This window comes from Nocardioides taihuensis (assembly GCF_042657275.1).
GTDB classification, from domain to species: domain Bacteria; phylum Actinomycetota; class Actinomycetes; order Propionibacteriales; family Nocardioidaceae; genus Nocardioides; species Nocardioides taihuensis.
In genome coordinates, this window is record NZ_JBHSKD010000004.1 from 131,149 (window position 1) to 149,976 (window position 18,828).

An 18,828-nucleotide genomic window follows, 5' to 3' on the forward strand; every position below is an offset into this window, starting at 1 on the left:
CCCGTAGGGTCGCCGCGTGAGCGAGATGACCTACCGCCCGCTGGGCGACTCGGGGCTGATGGTGAGCTCGGTCGGGATCGGCTGCAACGCGTTCAGCCGGCGCGTGGACCTCGCGGGCGTCCGCGACGTGCTCGACGCCGCGCAGGAGGTCGGCGTCACCCTGCTCGACACCGCCGACATCTACGGCAACCCGCCGGGCGGGAGCGAGGAGCTGCTCGGGCAGGCGCTCGAGGGTCGCCGCGACGACTTCGTGCTGGCGACCAAGTTCGGCATGGACATGCGCGGCGCGAACGGCGCCGACTTCGGCGCCCGGGCCTCGCGCCGCTACGTGCGCCGCGCGGTCGAGGCCAGCCTGCGCCGGTTGCGTACCGACCACGTCGACCTCTACCAGCTGCACGAGCCGGACGGCGTCACGCCGTTCGAGGAGACCCTGGCCGTGCTGACCGAGCTGGTGCAGGAGGGCAAGGTCCGCTACCTCGGCGCCTCCAACATGGCCGGCTGGCAGGTCGCGCACGCCGACTGGACGGCCCGGACCGCGGGCCTCGAGCGCTTCGTCAGCGTGCAGAACCGCTACTCGCTGCTCGACCGCTCGCTCGAGGACGAGGTCGCGCCGGCGTGCGAGGAGCTCGGGCTGGGGATCCTGCCGTACTTCCCGCTCGAGTACGGCCTGCTCACCGGCAAGTACCGCCGCGGCGAGCCGGCCCCGACCGGCTCGCGCGCCGACCTCGACCGCGCCCGCGCCGGCTGGCTCGAGCGCGCCGACTGGGACCGGATCGAGGCGCTCGAGAAGTACGCCGCGGCCCGCGACGTCGAGGTGCTCGACGTCGCGATCGCGGGACTGGTCGCCCAGCCGGCCGTGGGCTCGGTGATTGCGGGTGCGGTGTCCGGCGCGCAGGTGCGGCGCAACGCGGCCGCCCTGCGCTGGGAGCCCTCGCCCGGCGACCTCGCCGAGCTCGACGCGATCACGCGCTGAGGGTCACGCCACCTGCAGCGACCGCTTGGAGAGCCCCATCCAGAACCCGTCGATGACCTGCAGGCCCGGGTCGTCGGCGTTGGTGGCGGCGCCGAGGGTCACGAAGAGCGGGGTGTAGTGCTCGACCGTCGGGTGGGCGTACGGCATCCCGGGGGCGAGCTCGCGGTAGTTGGCGAGCGCGTCGACGTCGCCCTGCGCGAGTGCCTCGCCGGCCCAGGCGTCGAACTCGGCCGACCAGCCCGGCACCGCGGCGTCGATGCGCCACTCGGTGAGGAACGGCAGGCCGTGGGTGAGGAAGCCCGAGCCGATGATGAGCACGCCCTCGTCGCGCAGCGGGCGCAGTCGACGCCCGAGCTCGAGCAGGCGGCCCGGGTCGTGGGTGGGCAGCGACATCTGCAGCACCGGGATGTCGGCCTCGGGGTACATGATCTTCAGCGGCACCCACGCGCCGTGGTCGAGCCCGCGGCTGGGGTGCTGGTGGACCGGCTCGGTGTCGGGCATCATCGCCGCCACCCGCGCGGCCAGCGCTGAGGCGTCGGGGGTCTGGTAGGTCATCCGGTAGTACTTCTCGGCGAAGCCGCCGAAGTCGTAGACCAGCGGGGCGCCGCTCGCGGAGAGGCTGACCGGCGCCGACTCCCAGTGCGCGCTGACGATCAGCACGGCCTCCGGCCGCGGCAGGTCGCTCGCCCAGGCGGCCAGCTGACCCGACCAGGTGGGGTCGTCGAGGAGAGGCGGGGCGCCGTGCCCGAGGTAGAGCGCCGGCATCCGGGTGGCGTGCGAGGTCATGTCACTCCCAATGGTTGAGAGTTCAACTTTATTCCGGAGGGAGTCGCCAGTCCACCGGGTCGCCGCCCTGCTCCTCGAGCAGCCGGTTGACACGGCTGAAGGGCCGGCTTCCGAAGAAGCCGCGGCTGGCGGACAGCGGTGAGGGGTGCGCGGACTCCACCCACGGGATCGGGCCCAGGGCCGGCTTGAGCGACTGGGCGTCGCGGCCCCACAGGATCGCGGCCATCGGCCCGCCCCGGGCGGCGAGCACGTCGATCGCCCGGCTGGTCACCTCCTCCCAACCGCGGCCGCGGTGCGACGCCGACTCGCCGGGGCGCACGGTCAGCACCCTGTTGAGCAGCATCACGCCCTGGTCGGCCCACGCCGTGAGGTCGCCGTGGGCCGGCGTGGGCACGCCGAGGTCGTCGCGCAGCTCGCGGTAGATGTTCTCCAGGCTGCGGGGCAGCGGGCGCACGTGCGCGTCGACGGCGAAGCTGAGGCCGATCGGGTGGCCGGGCGTCGGGTAGGGGTCCTGGCCGACGACCAGCACCCGTACCTCGGACAGCGGGCGCTGGAACGCCCGCAGCACCCGGTCGCCGGCCGGGAGGTAGGACCGCCCCGCGGCCAGCTCGTCGCGCAGGAAGCGCCCCATCGCGGCGATCCGCTCGTCCACCGGGGCCAGGGCCTCGGCCCAGTCGGGGGCGACCAGGCCCTTCTCCACCAAACCCGCCAACGCAGCCATGGCGCGACGCTAGCGTGCGGGCGTGACGCGTCGTTGCCCCGCGTGGGTCCCGGTCCTGGTGCTCGTGCTCACCGTCGCGCAGCTCGCGGTGGCGGAGTGGGTGCCGGGCATCGAGCGCTTCGCCGACAAGGCCTTCGGCGCGCGGCTGGTCGCCTACCCGCTGCTGATGTCGGTGGTGCCGTTCCTGTGGTGGCTGGTCGTGAAGCGGAGGCACCCCGACCGGCACCCGCCGTACGGCGCCTTCACGCTGGTGATGCTGCCCTTCCTCGTCGACGTCACCGGCAACAGCCTCGACCTCTACGACGCGCTGCTGTGGTGGGACGACTTCAACCACTTCGCCAATTGGGCGCTGCTGCTGACCGGCATCGGGCTGATCATCTGCGAGCAGGTGCGTCCGTCGTGGGCGGTGGTGCTCCTGGTGACCGGGCTGGGCGCCGTCCTGGCGATCGGCTGGGAGCTCGGCGAGTGGTTCACCTTCATCCGGCACGGCACCGAGCTCGACACGGCGTACGAGGACACCCTCGGCGACGAGACCCTCGGCACCCTCGGTGCGCTGGTGGCCGGCATCGTGGTTGCGCGGGTGCTGTCGCGACGTGACACCACCGGATAGCTCGGAGCGAAACGCCCCGTGCGGCACTCCGGATCGGGGCCGATCGTTCCGAAGTACCGCTACGCTCGCGGCACTCGGCCGGCCGTGCGCAGGGTGTTGGCCGGAGTCGGCAGAGGGAGGGTCGTCATGGCCGTGATCGCGGAGTTCAGGATCCCCGGGGCAACCCCGGAGCAGGTGTACCAGGTCGAGCAGCGGAACGCGCAACGCGCGAGCGAGCTCGGTCGCGCGCCGTACGACGGCATGCTGTTCCTGGCCGTCGCGGCCGACGGTGACGGCTTCCGCGCCGTGACCTGCTGGCGGACCGAAGAGGCGTTCCGCGCCGTCCTCGACACGATGCTGGGACCGGACCTGACGTCGCTCGGGCTGTCTGCTGCGGACGTCCGGGTGTCTCCGGTGGTCAGCATGGCGATGTCCGGCTGATCTCGAGGAGGTACGGGTGGAGCTGCTCCGCTGGGTCTTCGGCCGGACGAACGTGATCCGGATGTCGGGCGTCGCCGTGATCGGCTTCGTCATCAGCCTGTTCGCGTGGCTGGGCCGCATCGAGGCGCGCGCCGACCGCGGCACCAGTGACGCCTTCGAGAAGTGGTCGAACTGGCTGGAGATCGGGGTCCTCGTCACCGGGTTCGCGCTGCTCTTCGTGGCGGTCGGGCTTCTCATGGGGCTGCCCGAGGACCAGGAGCTGTCGGATCCGGAGCAGCCGCCGACCGTCGACCACTGGTCGTGAGCAGGGAGCCTCCCGAGGCCGGCCGACCGCTCGGCTTCGGTGTCGACCAGGTCATCGGCTGGTCGATGGTGGCGGTCCTCCTGGCGTTGCTGCCCGCCGCGTGGGGCCTGGTGGTCGCGCTCGGCGTCCTGCGCGGCGGGCAGCCCTTGGACAACCTGGAGCAGGTCGTGGTCACCGCGACCATGATCGGGGCGGCGCCCGCCGTCCTCGGCCTCGCGCTCGTGGTCGGCGGCGTCCGGTCCTGGCGCCGTGCACGCCGGGCGCAGGGAGTGGAGCGCCCCGACGCCCCGGGTGCCGCCTCTGCGCTGATCGCGGCGGCCGCGCTCGGCTGCCTGCCCTGGCTCCTGCTGCTCGTGCTGCTGATGGTGTGGTGAGTGCCCGGCCACGAGAGTGACCTCGACGGCATGGCACGCGAGGCGACCGTCGACGACGTGCACACGCTGGCGCGCTCGCTGCCCGGGGTCGAGCGCGTCGAGGGCGGCAAGGCGGTCTACCAGGTGCGGCGCAAGAGCTTCGTCTTCTTCCGCAACCCGCGCCCCGACGCGGTCGACCCGGAGACCGGCGAGCGCTACGACGACGTGATCGTCTTCTGGGTCGCCTCGGAGGAGGACAAGCGGGCGCTGGTCGACGACCCGACGACGCCGTTCTTCACCACGTCGCACTTCGACGGCCACACGTCGGTGCTGCTGCGCGGCTGCCGCGTCGGGGAGCTCGACCGTGACGAGCTCGCCGAGGTGGTTTACGACGCGTGGCTGGCGCGCGCGCCCAAGCGGATGGCCGCCGCGTGGCTGGCCGAGCGCGACCTGACGACCTGAGGCCTCACCACCCCCGCAGCTCGACCTCGGCGGCGGTCGCGGTGCCGGCGGTGCGACCGGGCGCCCGGTGGTTGGCCCAGTAGAGGTTGGTGTGCGCGATCACCAGGTCGGGCGTGGGCGCGCCCCACGGCGAGGCGTCCTCGGTGGTGTGGGCGTCGCTGACCAGGGTCGCGTCGTACCCCCGCGTGATCGCGCCGTGCAGCGTCGACCGGACGCACTCGTCGGTCTGCGCCCCGCTGACGACGAGGCGACCCACGCCGAGCCCCGCCAGGACCTCCTCGAGGGGGGTGTCCTCGAAGGAGTCGGCGTACTGCTTCTCCACGAGCGCCTCGTCGGCACCGCGGGAGAGCTCGGGCACCAGCTGCCACTCGTCGGAGCCGCGCGGCAGGTTGTCGGGATCGTGGTGCTGCACCCACACGACCGGCACGTCCTCGACCCGCGCGCGCTCGACGAGGCCGGCGATCCGCCCCACGACCCCGTCACGGTCGTGGGCCCCGGCGACGACGCCGTTCTGGACGTCGATGACGAGGAGGGCGGTCTGCGGGCGGTCGTCGAGGGTCGTCATGCCCCGACGCTAGACCCGGCCGCCGACAACCACGCCGGCCTCAGCATCGGGCGACCATTTCTCCCACCTGGCGTCGCCATTCCTCCCACCTGGCGTCGCCATTTCTCCCACCTGGCGTCGCCATTCCTCCCACCTCGGCGGTCAGGCGCGGGTGGGGCGTTGCAGGCGGTCGAGGAAGGCGATGAGCAGGGCCTCGCGCATGGTGGGGGAGGCGAGGTCGAGGAGGGCGTTGACCTCGGCCATCCGTTCGGGGACGGCGAGGCCCTCGGCCGCGTCGCCGACGAGGCCGGCCGCGACGAGGAGGCCGTCGAAGTCGGCGTCGGAGAGGGCCGTGGGGTCGAGGGCCTCGATGAAGGCGCGCACGCCGTCGTCGACCGCCACGGGTCCGGACTCGACGGCCGACATCACCGACTTCCCGAGCGCCTCGAGGAACTCGTCGACGTGCGCCAGCGTCGCCGCGCTCACCGAGAGGTGGATGGTGGGTGGCTGCCCGGCGTAGGACATCTGCGGCTGCACGTACCAGCCGTGCGCGGCCATCTCGTCGCAGATCGTGAAGGCGTCGCAGGAGCCGTCGGTGGCCAGCGCGACGAGCGTGGAGTCGGGAGCGGCGAGCACCCGCAGCGGCGCGAGGTCGGCGACGCCGGCGACGATCCGGTCGGTGGCCTCGAACACCTCGCGCGCGAGCCGGAGGTAACCCTCGTCGCCGAGGGTGCGGACGACGGCCCAGGCGCCGGCGAGCGGTCCGCCGGACTTCGTCGACTGCAGGGTGGAGTTGAGCATCGTGTAGCCGGGCCAGTCCGCGGAGGCGAAGTACTGCGGTCGCCGCAGCTCCGGGGTGCGGTGCAGCAGGAGCGAGGTGCCCTTGGGGGCGTAGGCGTACTTGTGGGTGTCGAGCGAGATCGACGTGACGCCGTCGACGGCGAAGGTCCACGGCGGCACCGGACGCCCGAGCCGCGAGGCGTAGGGCAGCACCCAGCCGCCGATGCACGCGTCGACGTGGCAGCGCACGCCGCGCGCGGCCGCGGCGGCGGCGATCGCGGGGACCGGGTCGACGACCCCGTGGGCGTACGACGGCGCGCTGGCCACCACGAGCACCGTACGGTCGTCGATGGCCGCGGCCATCGATTCGGCGTCGGCGCGGAAGTCGGGGCCGGTCGGCACCGTCACGGCCTCGACGCCGAAGTAGTGCGCACCCTTGAGGAAGGCCGCGTGCACGGTGTCGGCGACGACCATCCGCGGCCGGTCGACGTCGGGCCGTGCGTCGCGGGCGCCCTGCACGGCGAGCAGGCACGACTCGGTGCCGCCGGAGGTGACCGTGCCGACCGCCGACTCCGGAGCCCCGAGCATGTCGAGCGCGAAGCCGACCAGCTCGTTCTCCATCGTCAGCAGCGACGGGAAGGCGGTCGGGTCGAGGCCGTTGGAGGCCGCGTGTGCAGCGACCGCCTCGCGACCGACCCGGTCGACCTCGGCGAGACCGGAGTCGTAGACGTAGGCGAGCGTGCGCCCGCCGTGCACCGGCAGGTCGCCGGCCTGGAGCTCGCGGAGCCGGTCGAGAGCCTCACTCATGGTCGACCTCCTGGGCGTCGAGGGAGTAGCGGACCAGCCAGCGCAGGCTGATCAGCGTGAGCACGGCGGGCAGCACCGAGAAGCCGAGCACGATCGCGGTGATGGCCGAGTCCGGCTGGGCGACGTCGCCGGTGGTGGATGACCGGTAGCCGCCGATCGCGAGCACCAGCGCGAAGACACCCGGGCCGAGCGCGAGGCCGAGGGTCTCGCCGGCCGTCCAGACCCCGGTGTAGACGCCGGCGCGGTTGCCGCCGGTGTCGCGGGCGTCGACCGCCGCGGCGTCGGGCAGCATCGCGAGCGGGAAGACCTGGCACCCGGCGTACCCGGTGCCGACGAGCACCACCGCGACGAAGAGCAGCCACAGGGGCGCGATCGGCGCCAGGGCAGCACCGGCGGCACCGGCCGCCAGCAGCAGCGACGCCAGCAGGTAGCCGCGGCGCTTGCCGTGGCGCGTGCCGAACCGGCTCCACAGCGGTGTGAGCACCAGTGCCGGCGCCACGAAGCAGACGAAGAGGATCGTGCCCGCGCCCTTCTGGTCGAGCACGTCGGTCGCCACGTAGTCGACGCCGGCGAGCATGCAGCCGGTCGCGAGCGCCTGCACCACGAACGTCGTCAGCAGGGCCCGGAAGTCGTGTGCCGTCGCCACCACCCGGAGCTGGTCGCGCAGGCTGCCGGTCGCCGCGACCGGGGCACCGACCGGCGCGCGGCGGGTCCCGACGTACGCCGCGACCACGCCGACCGCGATCAGGCAGGCCATCGCCAGCCCCATCACCCGGTAGCCGTCGCGGCCGCCGACCGCATCACGGATCAGCGGGGCGGTTGCGCCGGCGAGCATGATCGTGAACGCCAGCAGGGCCACCCGCCAGGTCATCAGCCGCGTGCGCTCGTCGTAGGAGTGGGTGATCTCGGCGGGCATCGCGACGTAGGGCACCTGGAAGAAGGCGTACGCCGTGGCGCAGGCCAGGAACATCACGAGCACCCAGCCCGCCTCGAGCGCCGTCGCGTCCATCTCCGGAGCGGCGAAGAGCAGCGCGAAGCACACCGACAGCGCGAGCCCGGCGCGCAGCAGCCACGGCCGGCGCGGTCCGCGCGGGTCGTCGCTGCGGTCGCTGATCCGTCCGGCGATCGGGTTGAGCACGACGTCCCACGCCTTCGGCAGGAAGACGATCGCCCCCGCGGCCAGGGCGGTGATGCCGAGGCTGTCGGTCAGGTAGGGCAGGAGCATCAGACCGGGCACGGTCCCGAAGGCGCCCGTAGCCACCGACCCCGACCCGTACCCCGCCCGCACCCCGCGGGGCAGCACCTCGGTGCTGGTGTCGGCTGGCATGGCCGGAATCTAGCGGCCAGGCGACCTCCCGCACGTCGTCCGGACGGGACGAGTCCCCGGCACGCGCACGGTCAGCGCGCTCACCGGTGGCGTCGCCGGCTCCGGACCACGAGGACGAGGACAGCGGTGAACGTGACGGTCCAGGCGGTCACGGCGGCGGGCAGCCGCGGGCGGCCGGCGACGGCCCAGAAGCGCGGATGTCCCTCGAGGTCAGGAGTGGTCGTCATCGCTCCCGGTGCCCCGGGAGGCCACCGCCGAAACCCGACAGTCGGGCGGGTGACCCGGCGACGCCGTGCGGGTCGGGCGACAACCAGGCCGTCGGTAGCGTCGCCGTCATGACCCGGGCCCGACTGGTCGAGACCCGCGCGCCGCGGCAGCCGGCGGCCGCGGCGCTGGTGCTGCACGGCGGCGCGCAACGGCCGGGGAACCCCGAGGTCAGCCCGACCCAGCTGTCGGTGCTGCGCATGGTGCCGGTGGCCCAGCGGCTGGCGCGCGAGGGGCGTGGCCGGCTCGCCGTCTTCCGGGTGCTCAACTCCGCCCGTGGGTGGGACGCCTCGACGACGCCCGTCGACGACGTCACCTGGGCGCTGGCCGCCGTCCGTGAGCGGTACGGCGACCTGCCGGTGGGGCTGGTCGGCCACTCGCTCGGCGGGCGCGCGGCGTTGCTGGCGGGCGGCGGCGCCGGCGTGCGCAGCGTGGTCGCGCTCAACGCGTGGGTGTACCCCACCGACGCCCCCGACCTCCGCGGCCGGCGCGTGCTCTTCGTGCACGGCAGCGACGACCGGATCGCCGATCCGGCGCGGGCCCGTGCCGTCGCCCGGAGCCTGTCGGGCCGGGCCGAGGTCACCTGGGTCGACGTCCCGGGCGGCCGGCACGCGATGCTCCGGCACGGCCGCACCTTCGAGCGCGAGGCGGCGCGCTTCACCGCCGACGCGCTGCTCCAGCCGGGTCAGGTCGGGCGCGCGGCCGAGGACGCCCGGGAAGCATGACGCCCGGCGGGTTCGCCGTTTCCGCCCCGGTCGTCGCCGCACCTGACAGGCTTGCTGCTGCCGGCTCGGCGGCGACAGGTCTCACGAGGAGTGGAGATGGCGATGACCGCTGCCGGTGCCCGCAGGCTGTTCGTCGGGGCGGTGGTCGCTGCGCTCCTGGCCGTCGGGGCACCGGCCACGGCGCGGACGGCGGACGTCGACTACGTCGTCGACGGCGACACGATCCGGCTCGACTCCGGCACCTACGTGCGGCTGATCGGGATCGACTCCCCCGAGAAGGGCCACTGCGGCTACCGCAAGGCGAAGAAGCAGCTCGACGCCTGGGTCGGCAGCAAGGCGCGGCTGGCCAACCCCGCAGCCGTGCAGGACAAGGACCAGTACGACCGGCTCCTGCGCTACGTGCGGGCCTCGGGCCGCGACACCGGTCTGGCGATGATCCGCAAGGGGCTCGCCAAGGCGCGCTACGACGGGCTCGACGGCTACGACAAGCACCCGCGGCAGAAGAAGTACCGCCGGGCCGACCGGCGCAGCACCGACGTCTGCTGACGCTTCCCCGTCCTTCCGGCCCGTCGGTGGGGGGTGCGAGGGTGAGCCGCGTCCGGGAGATCGAGCGGGAGGTGGGGTCATGACGAGGTTCGGACCGTCCGACGAGCTGGCGGGGGCGGAGTTCTACGGCGCGGACCTGCGGGGGGCGCGGTTCGCCGAGTCCGACCTGTCCGGCGTCGTGATGCGCGGGGTCGAGGTGTCCGGGTTCGACGTCGACGCACCGTGGCTGCGTCACGGGGACGGCTTCCTGGTCAACGGCGTCGACGTGACGGCGTACGTCGAGGCCGAGCTCGACCGCCGCTTCCCGGGCCGCGACCAGCGGCAGGCCGAGACCCCCGAGGCGCTGCGCGAGGCGTGGGCCGCGCTCGAGCGGGCGTGGCAGCCGGTGCTGGAGCGGGCGGCAGACCTCCCACCGGGCGCGGTGGACGAGTCGGTGGCGGGCGAGTACTCCTTCGCGCAGACGCTGCGCCACCTGGTGCTCGCGACCGATGCCTGGCTGGGCAAGGCCGTGCTCCGGCGCGAGCAGCCGTTCCACCCCCTCGGTCTCAGCGGCGCGGGCGGCGAGGAGTGGGGTCCCGACCCGTCGCTGTTCACCACGGGCGCTCCGACGTACGACGAGGTGCTCGCGGCACGCGCCGAGCGGGTCGCGATGGTCCGCGACTTCCTCGCCACCGCCACCCCCCAGGAGCTCGCGACCGAGCGGCGCGGGCCGTGGGACACCGATCGCGAGGAGACCACGTTGAGGTGCCTCCACGTGATCCTGGAGGAGGAGTGGGAGCACCTGCGGTTCGCGGTGCGCGACCTCGATGTGGTCGCGGCGCGGGGCTGATCAGCGGGCGAGCGAGCGCGACCCCGCGGAGCCGTAGCGGCGCTGGGGGTTGGTGCCGATGCCGCCCTCGTCGGCGTCCGTGGCCGGCGTGACCTTCTTCGGAGGGGCGACCTTCTTCGGAGGGGCGGCCTTCTGCGGAGGGGCGGCCTTCTGCGGTGGGGCGGCCTTCTTCGGTGGCGCGGCCTTCTTCGGTGGCGCGGCCTTCTTTGCCGGCGCTGCCTTCTTCGGGGGCGCTGACTTCTTCGCCGTCGTCTTCGCGGCGGCCTTCTTCGGTGGCGCGGCCTTCTTGGCGGGCTGGCGGGCGGGCGCCTTCCGGGCCGGCGTGGTCGGCTTCACCGGCTGCTCCGGCTCGGGCGCCCCGGCCTCGGCGTCGGAGGACCAGCGGTCGATCCACTCGTCCATGATCGGCCAGGTCGAGGTCCGCGCGGAGCGGCCGGTGAGCATCCCGAGGTGGCCGCCGGGGACGATCTCGAAGCGCACCTCGCGCGACCCCGTCAGCAGCGGCACCGACGCCTTCACGGCGGGCACCGGCGCGATGCCGTCGGTGGCGCCGCCGAAGACCAGCACGGGCGCGGTGATGTCGGCGACCGAGATGTCGCGCCCGCCCAGCTCCATCGTGCCGCCCACGAGCGCGTTGCCCTTGACGAAGCGGTGGTAGAGCTGGCCGAAGGTGCGGCCGGGGTAGGCGTACATGTTCGCGGTGAACCGGTCGACCGCCTCGATCTGCGCGAGGAACTCCGCGTCGTCGAGGTGGGTGGCGATCGCGACCGGCTTGGTCACCAGCTTCTGGAACGACGAGAGCTGGAAGGCCCACCGCACCAGCGGCTGGGGCGCCCCGCCCATCGCCTGGTAGGCGCGGGTGATCGCGCCCCTGCCGTCGGTGAAGTTGAGCAGCGGGCGCAGGGGCGCCACCAGCGGCACCTGCTTGACGTCGAACGGCGAGCCGACGGCGGTCACCGATGCGATCGGCAGGTCGGGGCTGTCCGCGGCGGTGAGCAGCGCGAAGATCCCGCCGAGGCTCCAGCCGACCAGGTGCACCGGCCGACCGCCGGCGTGGGCGGACACCTCGCGGATCGCGCTGGGGACCACCTCGTCGATCCAGTGCTCCATGCCGAGGTTGCGGTCCTTGAAGGAGACCTGGCCGTACTCGACGAGGTAGGTCGGGCGGCCTCCGGCGACGAAGTGCTCGACCAGCGAGCAGCCCCGGCGCAGGTCGAAGCAGAGCGAGGGCGCGGCGAGCGGTGTCACCAGCAGCACCGGGTCGCCTGTCTCGAGCACGTGCCCGGCCGGCCGGTAGTGGTAGACCTCGCGCAGCGTGCCGTCGTCGATGAGCGTGCGTGGCATCGGTCGGAGGTCGGCCAGCCCGCCGTACAGCGCCTTGTGCGCGACGTTGCTGGCAGCGGAGACGACCTGATCAGGCTTGGGGATCAGATCCATGGGCGAAAACTACCTGCCCCGGCCGGGATGATGACAGCCAGTCTGAGGCGTGGGTACACCTCCCCCATGAAGCCCACCCGTCTCGCCGCTGCCGGCGCCGCCGCGCTGGGCGCGGTCACGGCGTACGACCTGACCCAGCGCGACCACGCGATCCTCCGCAACTTCCCGGTGATCGGGCACCTCCGCTTCGTGCTGGAGCGGTTCGGTCCGGAGCTGCGCCAGTACATCGTCACCTCGAACGACGAGGAGCGGCCGTTCAGCCGCGACCAGCGGCGCTGGGTCTACTCCTCGGCCAAGCTGGAGAACAACTACTTCGGCTTCGGCACCGACAACGACGTGGAGAACGTCGTGGGCTACCCGGTGATCAAGCACCGCACCTTCGTCGGCCCGACCGGCGCCACCCACCCGCGGGCGGACGCGCACGACCCCGCCACCCCGCTGCCCGCGGCCAAGGTGCTCGGTGGTCCCCGCGGCCGGCGCCACGCCTTCCGGCCGCACTCCGTCGTGAACATCTCCGGCATGAGCTTCGGCGCGCTCTCCGGCAACGCGCTCACCGCCCTCAACCGCGGCGCCGCAGCCGCCGACTGCCTGCAGAACACGGGCGAGGGCGCCCTGTCGCCGTACCACCGCCACGGCGGCGACCTGGTCTTCCAGATCGGCACGGCCTACTTCGGCTGTCGCGACGCCGACGGCCGGCTCGACCTCGACCGGCTCGTCGACGTCGTCGCCTCGGCCCCGGTGCGGGCGATCGAGGTCAAGCTGTCGCAGGGCGCCAAGCCCGGTCTCGGCGGGATGCTGCCCGGCCCGAAGGTGACCCGCGAGATCGCCGAGGTGCGCGGCATCGAGCCGGGTGTCGACTGCGTCTCGCCGAGCCGTCACACCGCCTTCCGCGACGTCGACTCGATGCTCGACTTCGTCGAGGAGGTCGCTGCGGCGACCGGGCTGCCGGTCGGCATCAAGTCCGCGGTCGGCGACCTGGCCTTCTGGGACGAGCTGGTCGCCCGCATGGCCGGCCGCGACCGCGGCGTCGACTTCGTCAACGTCGACGGCGGTGAGGGAGGCACCGGAGCGGCGCCGCTGGTCTTCTCCGACGCGGTCGCCTACCCCTTCCGGATCGGCTTCACCGAGGTCTACCGGCGGTTCGCCGCCGCGGGCCTCAGCGACGACGTGACGTTCATCGGCGCGGGCAAGCTCGGCCTGCCCGACAACGCGATGGTCGCCTTCGCGCTCGGCGCCGACCTGGTGAACGTCGGCCGCGAGGCGATGATGGCGATCGGCTGCATCCAGGCCCAGAAGTGCCACACCGACCACTGCCCGGTCGGGGTGGCGACACAGAGCCCGCGCTACACCCGCGGCCTCGACCCGACGCTGAAGAGCGAGCGCCTCGCCAACTACGTGCGCACGCTGCGCCGCGACCTGCTCAAGGTGGCCGAGGCCGTGGGCGTCCCCCACCCCGCGCTGGTCGGGCCCGACGACGTCGACCTGGCCGACGGCGTGCGCGGCGCGGTGTCGCTGCGCGAGGCCTACGGGTACGAGCCCGGGTGGGGCGTCCCCGGGCCGGTGGTCCGCGACAGCCTGCTGGCGACGCTGGCCGAGGGTGTTGCGCCGCGGGCCGTGCGGCGCTAGCCCTTCCGGGGCGGGCGCACCTGCTTGGCGTGCGAGGAGCCGGCCCCGGCGAGGCCCTCGAGGAAGCCGCGCGCCCAGGCCGCCACGTCGTGGGTGATGATCGTCTTGCGCATCGCGCGCATCCGGCGCGTGGTCTCGCGCTCGGTGGCGCGGTAGGCCTGCAGCAGCGCGGACTTCATGCCGTTGATGTCGTAGGGGTTGACCAGCCAGGCCTGGCGCAGCTCGTCGGAGGCGCCGGCGAACTCCGAGAGCACCAGCGCACCCTGGTCGTCGTAGCGGCAGGCGACGTACTCCTTGGCGACGAGGTTCATGCCGTCGCGGTAGGGCGTGACCACCATGATGTCCGCGGCGCGGTAGAGCGCGGCCATCTCCTCGCGGGGGAAGGAGGAGTGCATGTAGGAGATCGCCGGGGAGCCGATCCGCCCGAGGTCGCCGTTGATCCGGCCGACCAGCCGGTCGATCTCGTCGCGCAGGATGCGGTACTGCTCGACACGCTCGCGCGACGGCGTCGCGACCTGCACGAAGACGGCGTCCTCGACGTCGAAGTGACCGTCCTGGAGCAGCTCGGCGTAGGCGCGCAGCCGGGCGTAGATGCCCTTGGTGTAGTCGAGCCGGTCGATGCCGAGGAAGACCTTGCGGGGGTTGCCGAGCGCCTCGCGGATCTCCTTCGCGCGCTCCTGCACCCCCTCGGACCGGGCGAGCTCCTCGAAGCCCGCGGTGTCGATCGAGATCGGGAACGCCGCGGCGCGCACGGTGCGGCCGTCGGGGAGGTAGATCAGGTCGCGGTGGGTCTTGTGGCCGACCCGCTGCCGCACCAGGCGCACGAAGTTGGCCGCGCCGCCGGCGAGCTGGAAGCCGACCAGGTCGGCGCCGAGGAGGCCCTCGAGGATCTGCCGGCGCCACGGCAGCTGCTGGAAGAGCTCCTGCGGCGGGAAGGGGATGTGCAGGTAGAAGCCGATCCGCAGGTCGGGGCGCAGCTCGCGCAGCATCTGCGGCACCAGCTGGAGCTGGTAGTCGTGCACCCAGACCGTCGCCTCGCGGGCGGCCACCTCGGCGGCCTTCTCGGCGAAGCGCTGGTTGACGCTGACGTAGCGGTCCCACCACTCGCGGTGGAACTCCGGCTTCGCGACGACGTCGTGGTAGATCGGCCACAGGGTGCCGTTGGACATCCCCTCGTAGAACTCCTCGACGTCGTCCTGGGTGAGGGACATCGGCACCAGGTGGAGCCCGTCGTCCTCGAAGGGTTCCATGTCGCCGTCGGTGCCCCCCGGCCAGCCGATCCAGGTGCCGTCGTTGGCGCGCATGACCGGGTCGAGCGCGCTGACCAGCCCGCCGGGGGAGCGCCGCCACTCGGTGGTGCCGTCGTCGAGCGTGACGCGGTCGACCGGGAGCCGGTTGGCGACGATGACGAGGTTCGCTGAGTGGCTCACGCGCCCACCCTATGTCGACGGGAGAGGGTGGCGGACCGCCCGCGGGGGTGGGGTCGGCCCTTCCCCGGGTGTCGGGCTGGCAGGGTGTCGCGCGAGCAGCCGCCCGACGAGCACGGAGGGCATGACCACGCTGCGCACCGCGCCCATGACCCCTCCCGCCGCACCCGCCGCGACGCGGGACCCGCGCGCCACGCTGGTGGGCCGGGTGCTGCTCGACTCGGCGTACGCCGTGACGGCCTTCGCGATCGCGCTCCCGGCGTTCGTGCTCGCAGTGACCCTGCTCTCGCTCGGGATCGGCCTGGTGATCATCGTCGGCGGCACCTTCATCCTGTCGCTCGCCGCGGTCGTGGCGCGGGGCATCGCCGCCCTCGAGCGCTCGCGGGTGCGCACCATGCTCGGCCGCAACGCCGCCTCGCCGGCGTACCTCCGCCCGCGCGAGGGCGACGGCTGGCTGCGCAAGGGGCCTGCTGCCGCTGCGCGACCGGCAGTCGTGGCTCGACCCGGCCTGGTCGCTGGTCGGCCTCGTCACGGGACGATCGCCCTCGCGGTGACCGTGACCTGGTGGGCCGTCATGGCCGGCGGCCTCACCTACTGGTTCTGGCAGCACTGGGTGCTCTACGACTCCGCGGACGACACGACGCTCGCCGAGCTGATCGGCCTCGGCGAGGGTCGCGGGCCCGAGATCGTGCTCAACCTGGTGCTGGGCGCCGTCACCCTGCCCGCGGCGGTGCGGCTGGTCTCGCTCGGGCACGCGGCCCGCGGGCTGAGCCGGGCCGAGCCGGGCTGAGCCGTTCGGTCAGGTGGGCTGGTAGCCCGGCCGCCCCGCGTCGTCCCACTCCTGCCAGAAGGCGAGGAACTCCTCACCGAGGAACGGGTCGCCGCCGGTCAGCGCGATGCCGCTGCGGCGGACCGTCCAGTCCCAGGGTGCGAGGTCGCGCGCGGTCGCGAGGTGGACCAGCGCCTCGTCGCGGCGCCCGGCGCGCACCAGCAGCGCTGCCACCCGCCGCTCGGCCAGCGCCCGCTGCTCGTCGTCGGTGCGGGCGGCCCGGGGCTCCTCGGCGCTCGCGGGCAGCTCGCCGCTGCGCACCCACGCCCGCAGCGCCTCGTGGTGGCGCTCGCTGTCGATCTTCGTGAACTCGCGGAACTGGTCGTCGCCGGGCGCGATCGTCGGCGGCTTGACCACCCGGTCGTGCTCGTCGACCCAGACCACCGACGGCACGTTGGTGATGCCGTACCGCTCCGCGGTGACGTGGGCCGTGTCCACCGCGACGGGGTACGACGGGTGGGCGGCCTCGATCCACGGGCGGGCGTCCTCGGGGTCGGCGTCGAGCGCGACCGAGAACAGCCGCAGGCCGGAGTCGGCGAGCTCCTGCTGCAGCGCCTCCCATCCGGCCAGCTCGTGGCGGCACCCGCACCACGAGGCCCAGGTGACCAGGACCCGCTTGTGGCCGGAGAGGTCGTCGAACGACACCTCCGCACCGTCGACGTCGCGCAGCACCAGCGGGGGCGCCGGGGCGCCGGCGTCGGCCGGGGGCGGGTCCGCGGCGACCACGGCCACCACGTCGCCGTCGGTCGTGGCCGCGGCGAGCAGGCCGAGGGCCTCGGCCCAGGCGAGCAGGTCGACCCGGCCGTCGGCGTCGGTGACCGTGCGCCCGAGCAGCGGCACGCAGACCTCGCCGCGGCAGAGGCCCTCCGGCTTGAGCTCCCAGCCGGTGGCCTCCGCGAGAGCGGCCGCGTCGACGTGGCGGCCGCTCCCGGGCAGGTCGTGCTCGACGCCGTCGGCGTCGACGAGCAGGGTCACCCGCGGCATCGTGCCACGGACGTGGAACAGGTCCTGCTCAGGCTCGCCGTGGGTCAGCCGCGGCCCGGGTACTCCAGCCCGACCTGCGCGCGGACGTCGTCCATCAGCCGCATCAGCCGCAACGTCCGCTCGTGCGGCACCAGCGTGCTCTCCCGCCGACCCGCCGCGAGGCAGCGGGCGACCTCGAGGGCCTCGTTGCCCAGGCCGCCGCCGAGCACCGGCTCGGCGCCGGTCAGCGTCTCGGGCTCGCCGTCGGCCGGCAGCCAGCGGGCGGCCCGGGGGTGGTGGAAGTCGCCGTCGAACTCGATCAGGCCGCGGTCGGTGGCGATGGTCCCGAGGCGCGGCGAGCACGAGGTCATCGAGGCGGTGCAGGCGGCCACGGCGCCGCCGGCGTGCCGGGTGACCACCGCGACGTCGTCGTCGTACCCCCGCGGGCTGAGGCCGGCGACGGCCCGCACCTCCTCGGCCGGGCCGAGCACCAGGTCGGCGAAGGTCAGCGGGTAGATGCCCATGTCGAGCAGCGCGCCCGCGCCGAGCGCGAGGTCGCTCATGCGCGGGCTCGCGGTGGGCGGGACGACGAAGCCGAGGTCGGCGTGCACCTGGCGGGGCGTGCCGAAGCGTCCGGAGGCGAGGGCGTCGACCACGGCACGGATGACCGGGTGGCAGGCCATCCACATCGCCTCCATGAGGAACCGGTCGTGCTCGCGGGCCAGCCGCACCATCTCCTCGGCGTCGGCGAGGTCGAGGGTGAGCGGCTTCTCGCACAGCACGTGTTTGCCGGCCTCGAGTGCCATCCGCGCGTGCTCGAGGTGCACGGCGTGCGGGCTCGCGACGTACACCACCTCGACCTCGGGGTCGGTCACCAGCGCCTCGTACGACGCGTGGGCGCGGCCCCCGTGCTCGGCGGCGAACGACCGCGCCGACTCCTCGCGGCGCGACCCGACGGCGGCGATGCGCGCCCCCGGGACGTGACGCAGGTCGCGTGCGAAGGACGTGGCGATCTTGCCGGTCGCGAGGATGCCCCAGGCCACCGGTACGGTCTGCTCCATCCGGCCAGCCTAGGGACTCGTCACGCACCTGTCCCGGCCCGGCGCGGCGCCGTCCGGGCGCCGGCCGACCCGAGGCACGCCGACTCGCCCGCATCGAATGACATCGGTGTGGTTCGTCACCTACAGTGGAGCCAGGAGCGTGGAGAAGACCCCGCCCAGCCGCAGCGCAGAGGGAGATGACCGCATGGACGCCGCCAACGCCGTGTCGGGAACCGGTCACGACGCTGCGCCCGTGTCCCTGAGCACGCGCGACAAGGACATCCTCGACTTCGAGCGCCAGTGGTGGAAGTACGCCGGCGCCAAGGAGACCGCGGTCCGCGAGAAGTTCGACATGTCGGCGACCCGCTACTACCAGGTGCTCAACGCGCTGATCGACCGGCCCGAGGCCCTCGAGGCCGACCCGCTGCTGGTCCGCCGCCTGCGCCGGCTCCGTGCCGCGCGCCAGCGCCAGCGCTCGGCCCGCCGCCTCGGCTTCGAGGTCTGAGCCCGTGGCGCGTCGGTTCCGCGGCGAGCGCGGGGTGGCCTTCCCGTCCCCTGTCGTGATGCTGAGCGTGGTGGCCGTGGCGATGGCCGGGCTGGCCTACGTCGCCACCCAGGGCGGCGAGCCCACCGAGCGCGAGGTCACCACCGTCTCGCTGCCCGACCCCGGGTCGCCGACCACGACGACCGTCGAGGCCACGCCCGAGCCGGCGCCGGTGGTGAAGAAGGACAAGCCGCCGCCGGTGCAGCGCGGCAAGGTCTACGTCGAGGTCTACAACAACTCCGGCATCACCGGCCTCGCCGGCGAGGTCGCCGCCCGCGCCGACCGCGCCGGCTGGCAGGTCGTGGGCGCCGACAACTGGTACGGCTCGATCCCCGCCTCCACCGTCTACTTCCCGCAGCGGCTCGAGCGGGCGGGCAAGCTGCTCGCGGCCGACCTCGACATCGACCGCACCCGGCCCGCCATCGAGGGGCCGATGAAGCTCGACCGCCTGACGGTCGTGCTCACCGCCGACGCCCAGTAGGCAGCCGACCCCCGCGTCGTGCGAGGGTGG

General features: G+C 73.7%; 23 protein-coding genes. 13 read left to right on the forward strand and 10 right to left on the reverse strand.

The annotated features are described in order from the left end of the window. Nucleotides 1–25 precede the first annotated feature (25 nt). Nucleotides 26–973 (forward strand): aldo/keto reductase, encoded by a 948-nt coding sequence (locus tag ACFPGP_RS03755; protein ID WP_378588072.1) that lies wholly within the window; start codon nt 26–28, stop codon nt 971–973. A 3-nt stretch (nt 974–976) separates the two neighbouring features. Here ACFPGP_RS03755 and ACFPGP_RS03760 read toward each other — a convergent pair whose 3' ends face one another. After that, nucleotides 977–1,759, reverse strand: coding sequence for a dioxygenase family protein (locus tag ACFPGP_RS03760; RefSeq protein ID WP_378587074.1), 783 nt, complete (start codon nt 1,757–1,759; stop codon nt 977–979). A gap of 28 nt (nt 1,760–1,787) precedes the next feature. After that, complete coding sequence (locus tag ACFPGP_RS03765; protein ID WP_378587077.1) at nt 1,788–2,480, reverse strand: uracil-DNA glycosylase; 693 nt, start codon at nt 2,478–2,480, stop codon at nt 1,788–1,790. Between the two features lie 22 nt (nt 2,481–2,502). Here ACFPGP_RS03765 and ACFPGP_RS03770 point away from each other — a divergent pair, with 22 nt between their 5' ends. The 5 genes from ACFPGP_RS03770 (at nt 2,503) to ACFPGP_RS03790 (ending at nt 4,629) form a co-directional block, all read left to right on the forward strand. Then, nucleotides 2,503–3,090 (forward strand): DUF2238 domain-containing protein, encoded by a 588-nt coding sequence (locus ACFPGP_RS03770; RefSeq protein ID WP_378587079.1) that lies wholly within the window; start codon nt 2,503–2,505, stop codon nt 3,088–3,090. A 126-nt stretch (nt 3,091–3,216) separates the two neighbouring features. Then, on the forward strand, nt 3,217–3,510 hold the full coding sequence (locus ACFPGP_RS03775) for a hypothetical protein (RefSeq protein ID WP_378587082.1): 294 nt from the start codon (nt 3,217–3,219) through the stop codon (nt 3,508–3,510). Nucleotides 3,511–3,526: 16 nt separating this feature from the next. Continuing rightward, the gene (locus ACFPGP_RS03780) at nt 3,527–3,814 is read left to right on the forward strand and encodes a hypothetical protein (RefSeq protein ID WP_378587085.1); all 288 of its coding nucleotides are present in this window, start codon (nt 3,527–3,529) and stop codon (nt 3,812–3,814) included. Continuing rightward, nucleotides 3,811–4,188, forward strand: coding sequence for a hypothetical protein (locus ACFPGP_RS03785; RefSeq protein WP_378587088.1), 378 nt, complete (start codon nt 3,811–3,813; stop codon nt 4,186–4,188). Before ACFPGP_RS03780 ends, ACFPGP_RS03785 begins: the two co-directional genes overlap by 4 nt. Beyond that, entirely contained in the window at nt 4,189–4,629 is a 441-nt protein-coding gene (locus tag ACFPGP_RS03790) for an MmcQ/YjbR family DNA-binding protein (protein WP_378587090.1), read from the forward strand. Between the two features lie 4 nt (nt 4,630–4,633). On the opposite strand, the gene ACFPGP_RS03795 is transcribed toward ACFPGP_RS03790, so the two are convergent. From ACFPGP_RS03795 to ACFPGP_RS03810, 4 genes are all read right to left on the reverse strand, one after another. Further along, nucleotides 4,634–5,194, reverse strand: coding sequence for an isochorismatase family protein (locus ACFPGP_RS03795; RefSeq protein WP_378587093.1), 561 nt, complete (start codon nt 5,192–5,194; stop codon nt 4,634–4,636). Between the two features lie 141 nt (nt 5,195–5,335). Continuing rightward, nucleotides 5,336–6,760, reverse strand: a complete 1,425-nt coding sequence (locus ACFPGP_RS03800; RefSeq protein WP_378587096.1) for a pyridoxal phosphate-dependent decarboxylase family protein — start codon at nt 6,758–6,760, stop codon at nt 5,336–5,338. After that, entirely contained in the window at nt 6,753–8,087 is a 1,335-nt protein-coding gene (locus tag ACFPGP_RS03805) for an MFS transporter (RefSeq protein ID WP_378587098.1), read from the reverse strand. Before ACFPGP_RS03805 ends, ACFPGP_RS03800 begins: the two co-directional genes overlap by 8 nt. Nucleotides 8,088–8,167: 80 nt before the next feature. Further along, nucleotides 8,168–8,314, reverse strand: a complete 147-nt coding sequence (locus ACFPGP_RS03810) for a hypothetical protein (RefSeq protein ID WP_378587101.1) — start codon at nt 8,312–8,314, stop codon at nt 8,168–8,170. Nucleotides 8,315–8,422: 108 nt separating this feature from the next. Here ACFPGP_RS03810 and ACFPGP_RS03815 point away from each other — a divergent pair, with 108 nt between their 5' ends. The 3 genes from ACFPGP_RS03815 to ACFPGP_RS03825 all read left to right on the forward strand — a co-directional run bounded on the left by ACFPGP_RS03815 (nt 8,423) and on the right by ACFPGP_RS03825 (nt 10,451). After that, nucleotides 8,423–9,076, forward strand: coding sequence for an alpha/beta fold hydrolase (locus ACFPGP_RS03815; RefSeq protein ID WP_378587103.1), 654 nt, complete (start codon nt 8,423–8,425; stop codon nt 9,074–9,076). Nucleotides 9,077–9,172: 96 nt separating this feature from the next. After that, nucleotides 9,173–9,622, forward strand: coding sequence for a thermonuclease family protein (locus ACFPGP_RS03820; RefSeq protein WP_378587106.1), 450 nt, complete (start codon nt 9,173–9,175; stop codon nt 9,620–9,622). Between the two features lie 79 nt (nt 9,623–9,701). Then, nucleotides 9,702–10,451, forward strand: a complete 750-nt coding sequence (locus ACFPGP_RS03825; RefSeq protein WP_378587109.1) for a DinB family protein — start codon at nt 9,702–9,704, stop codon at nt 10,449–10,451. Here the strand turns inward: ACFPGP_RS03825 and ACFPGP_RS03830 are convergent, their stop codons facing one another. Next, nucleotides 10,452–11,888: an alpha/beta fold hydrolase gene (locus ACFPGP_RS03830; protein WP_378587112.1), complete on the reverse strand. Its 1,437-nt coding sequence runs from the start codon at nt 11,886–11,888 to the stop codon at nt 10,452–10,454. A gap of 66 nt (nt 11,889–11,954) precedes the next feature. Between ACFPGP_RS03830 and ACFPGP_RS03835 the strand changes: the two genes are divergently transcribed. Beyond that, on the forward strand, nt 11,955–13,514 hold the full coding sequence (locus tag ACFPGP_RS03835) for an FMN-binding glutamate synthase family protein (protein ID WP_378587115.1): 1,560 nt from the start codon (nt 11,955–11,957) through the stop codon (nt 13,512–13,514). Here the strand turns inward: ACFPGP_RS03835 and ACFPGP_RS03840 are convergent. Then, nucleotides 13,511–14,944: an alpha,alpha-trehalose-phosphate synthase (UDP-forming) gene (locus tag ACFPGP_RS03840; RefSeq protein ID WP_378587118.1), complete on the reverse strand. Its 1,434-nt coding sequence runs from the start codon at nt 14,942–14,944 to the stop codon at nt 13,511–13,513. The genes ACFPGP_RS03835 and ACFPGP_RS03840 overlap by 4 nt on opposite strands. A gap of 121 nt (nt 14,945–15,065) precedes the next feature. On the opposite strand from ACFPGP_RS03840, the gene ACFPGP_RS03845 reads away from it, so the two are divergent. After that, on the forward strand, nt 15,066–15,731 hold the full coding sequence (locus ACFPGP_RS03845) for a sensor domain-containing protein (RefSeq protein WP_378587121.1): 666 nt from the start codon (nt 15,066–15,068) through the stop codon (nt 15,729–15,731). Nucleotides 15,732–15,740: 9 nt separating this feature from the next. Here ACFPGP_RS03845 and ACFPGP_RS03850 read toward each other — a convergent pair whose 3' ends face one another. Together ACFPGP_RS03850 and ACFPGP_RS03855 are read right to left on the reverse strand one after the other, a co-directional pair. Continuing rightward, nucleotides 15,741–16,754: a redoxin family protein gene (locus ACFPGP_RS03850; RefSeq protein ID WP_378587124.1), complete on the reverse strand. Its 1,014-nt coding sequence runs from the start codon at nt 16,752–16,754 to the stop codon at nt 15,741–15,743. A 44-nt stretch (nt 16,755–16,798) separates the two neighbouring features. Then, nucleotides 16,799–17,794 (reverse strand): Gfo/Idh/MocA family protein, encoded by a 996-nt coding sequence (locus ACFPGP_RS03855; protein ID WP_378587127.1) that lies wholly within the window; start codon nt 17,792–17,794, stop codon nt 16,799–16,801. Nucleotides 17,795–17,978: 184 nt separating this feature from the next. Between ACFPGP_RS03855 and ACFPGP_RS03860 the strand changes: the two genes are divergently transcribed. Beyond that, a complete protein-coding gene (locus ACFPGP_RS03860) occupies nt 17,979–18,278 on the forward strand; it encodes a DUF3263 domain-containing protein (RefSeq protein WP_378587130.1) in 300 nt (99 codons plus the stop codon). Between the two features lie 4 nt (nt 18,279–18,282). After that, complete coding sequence (locus tag ACFPGP_RS03865) at nt 18,283–18,798, forward strand: LytR C-terminal domain-containing protein (protein WP_378587132.1); 516 nt, start codon at nt 18,283–18,285, stop codon at nt 18,796–18,798. Nucleotides 18,799–18,828: the final 30 nt, after the last annotated feature.

Excerpts from the sequence above, each read along its gene's own strand:
- ACFPGP_RS03850 (WP_378587124.1), bottom strand. The coding sequence starts at position 16,754 with ATGCCGCGGGTGACCCTGCTCGTCGACGCCGACGGCGTCGAGCACGAC.
- ACFPGP_RS03810 (WP_378587101.1), bottom strand. The coding sequence starts at position 8,314 with ATGACGACCACTCCTGACCTCGAGGGACATCCGCGCTTCTGGGCCGTC.
- ACFPGP_RS03795 (WP_378587093.1), bottom strand. The coding sequence starts at position 5,194 with ATGACGACCCTCGACGACCGCCCGCAGACCGCCCTCCTCGTCATCGAC.
- ACFPGP_RS03760 (WP_378587074.1), bottom strand. The coding sequence starts at position 1,759 with ATGACCTCGCACGCCACCCGGATGCCGGCGCTCTACCTCGGGCACGGC.
- ACFPGP_RS03830 (WP_378587112.1), bottom strand. The coding sequence starts at position 11,888 with ATGGATCTGATCCCCAAGCCTGATCAGGTCGTCTCCGCTGCCAGCAAC.
- ACFPGP_RS03765 (WP_378587077.1), bottom strand. The coding sequence starts at position 2,480 with ATGGCTGCGTTGGCGGGTTTGGTGGAGAAGGGCCTGGTCGCCCCCGAC.
- ACFPGP_RS03800 (WP_378587096.1), bottom strand. The coding sequence starts at position 6,760 with ATGAGTGAGGCTCTCGACCGGCTCCGCGAGCTCCAGGCCGGCGACCTG.
- ACFPGP_RS03860 (WP_378587130.1), top strand. The coding sequence starts at position 17,979 with ATGGACGCCGCCAACGCCGTGTCGGGAACCGGTCACGACGCTGCGCCC.
- ACFPGP_RS03815 (WP_378587103.1), top strand. The coding sequence starts at position 8,423 with ATGACCCGGGCCCGACTGGTCGAGACCCGCGCGCCGCGGCAGCCGGCG.
- ACFPGP_RS03855 (WP_378587127.1), bottom strand. The coding sequence starts at position 17,794 with ATGGAGCAGACCGTACCGGTGGCCTGGGGCATCCTCGCGACCGGCAAG.
- ACFPGP_RS03805 (WP_378587098.1), bottom strand. The coding sequence starts at position 8,087 with ATGCCAGCCGACACCAGCACCGAGGTGCTGCCCCGCGGGGTGCGGGCG.
- ACFPGP_RS03835 (WP_378587115.1), top strand. The coding sequence starts at position 11,955 with ATGAAGCCCACCCGTCTCGCCGCTGCCGGCGCCGCCGCGCTGGGCGCG.
- ACFPGP_RS03775 (WP_378587082.1), top strand. The coding sequence starts at position 3,217 with ATGGCCGTGATCGCGGAGTTCAGGATCCCCGGGGCAACCCCGGAGCAG.
- ACFPGP_RS03755 (WP_378588072.1), top strand. The coding sequence starts at position 26 with ATGACCTACCGCCCGCTGGGCGACTCGGGGCTGATGGTGAGCTCGGTC.
- ACFPGP_RS03820 (WP_378587106.1), top strand. The coding sequence starts at position 9,173 with ATGGCGATGACCGCTGCCGGTGCCCGCAGGCTGTTCGTCGGGGCGGTG.
- ACFPGP_RS03825 (WP_378587109.1), top strand. The coding sequence starts at position 9,702 with ATGACGAGGTTCGGACCGTCCGACGAGCTGGCGGGGGCGGAGTTCTAC.
- ACFPGP_RS03845 (WP_378587121.1), top strand. The coding sequence starts at position 15,066 with ATGACCACGCTGCGCACCGCGCCCATGACCCCTCCCGCCGCACCCGCC.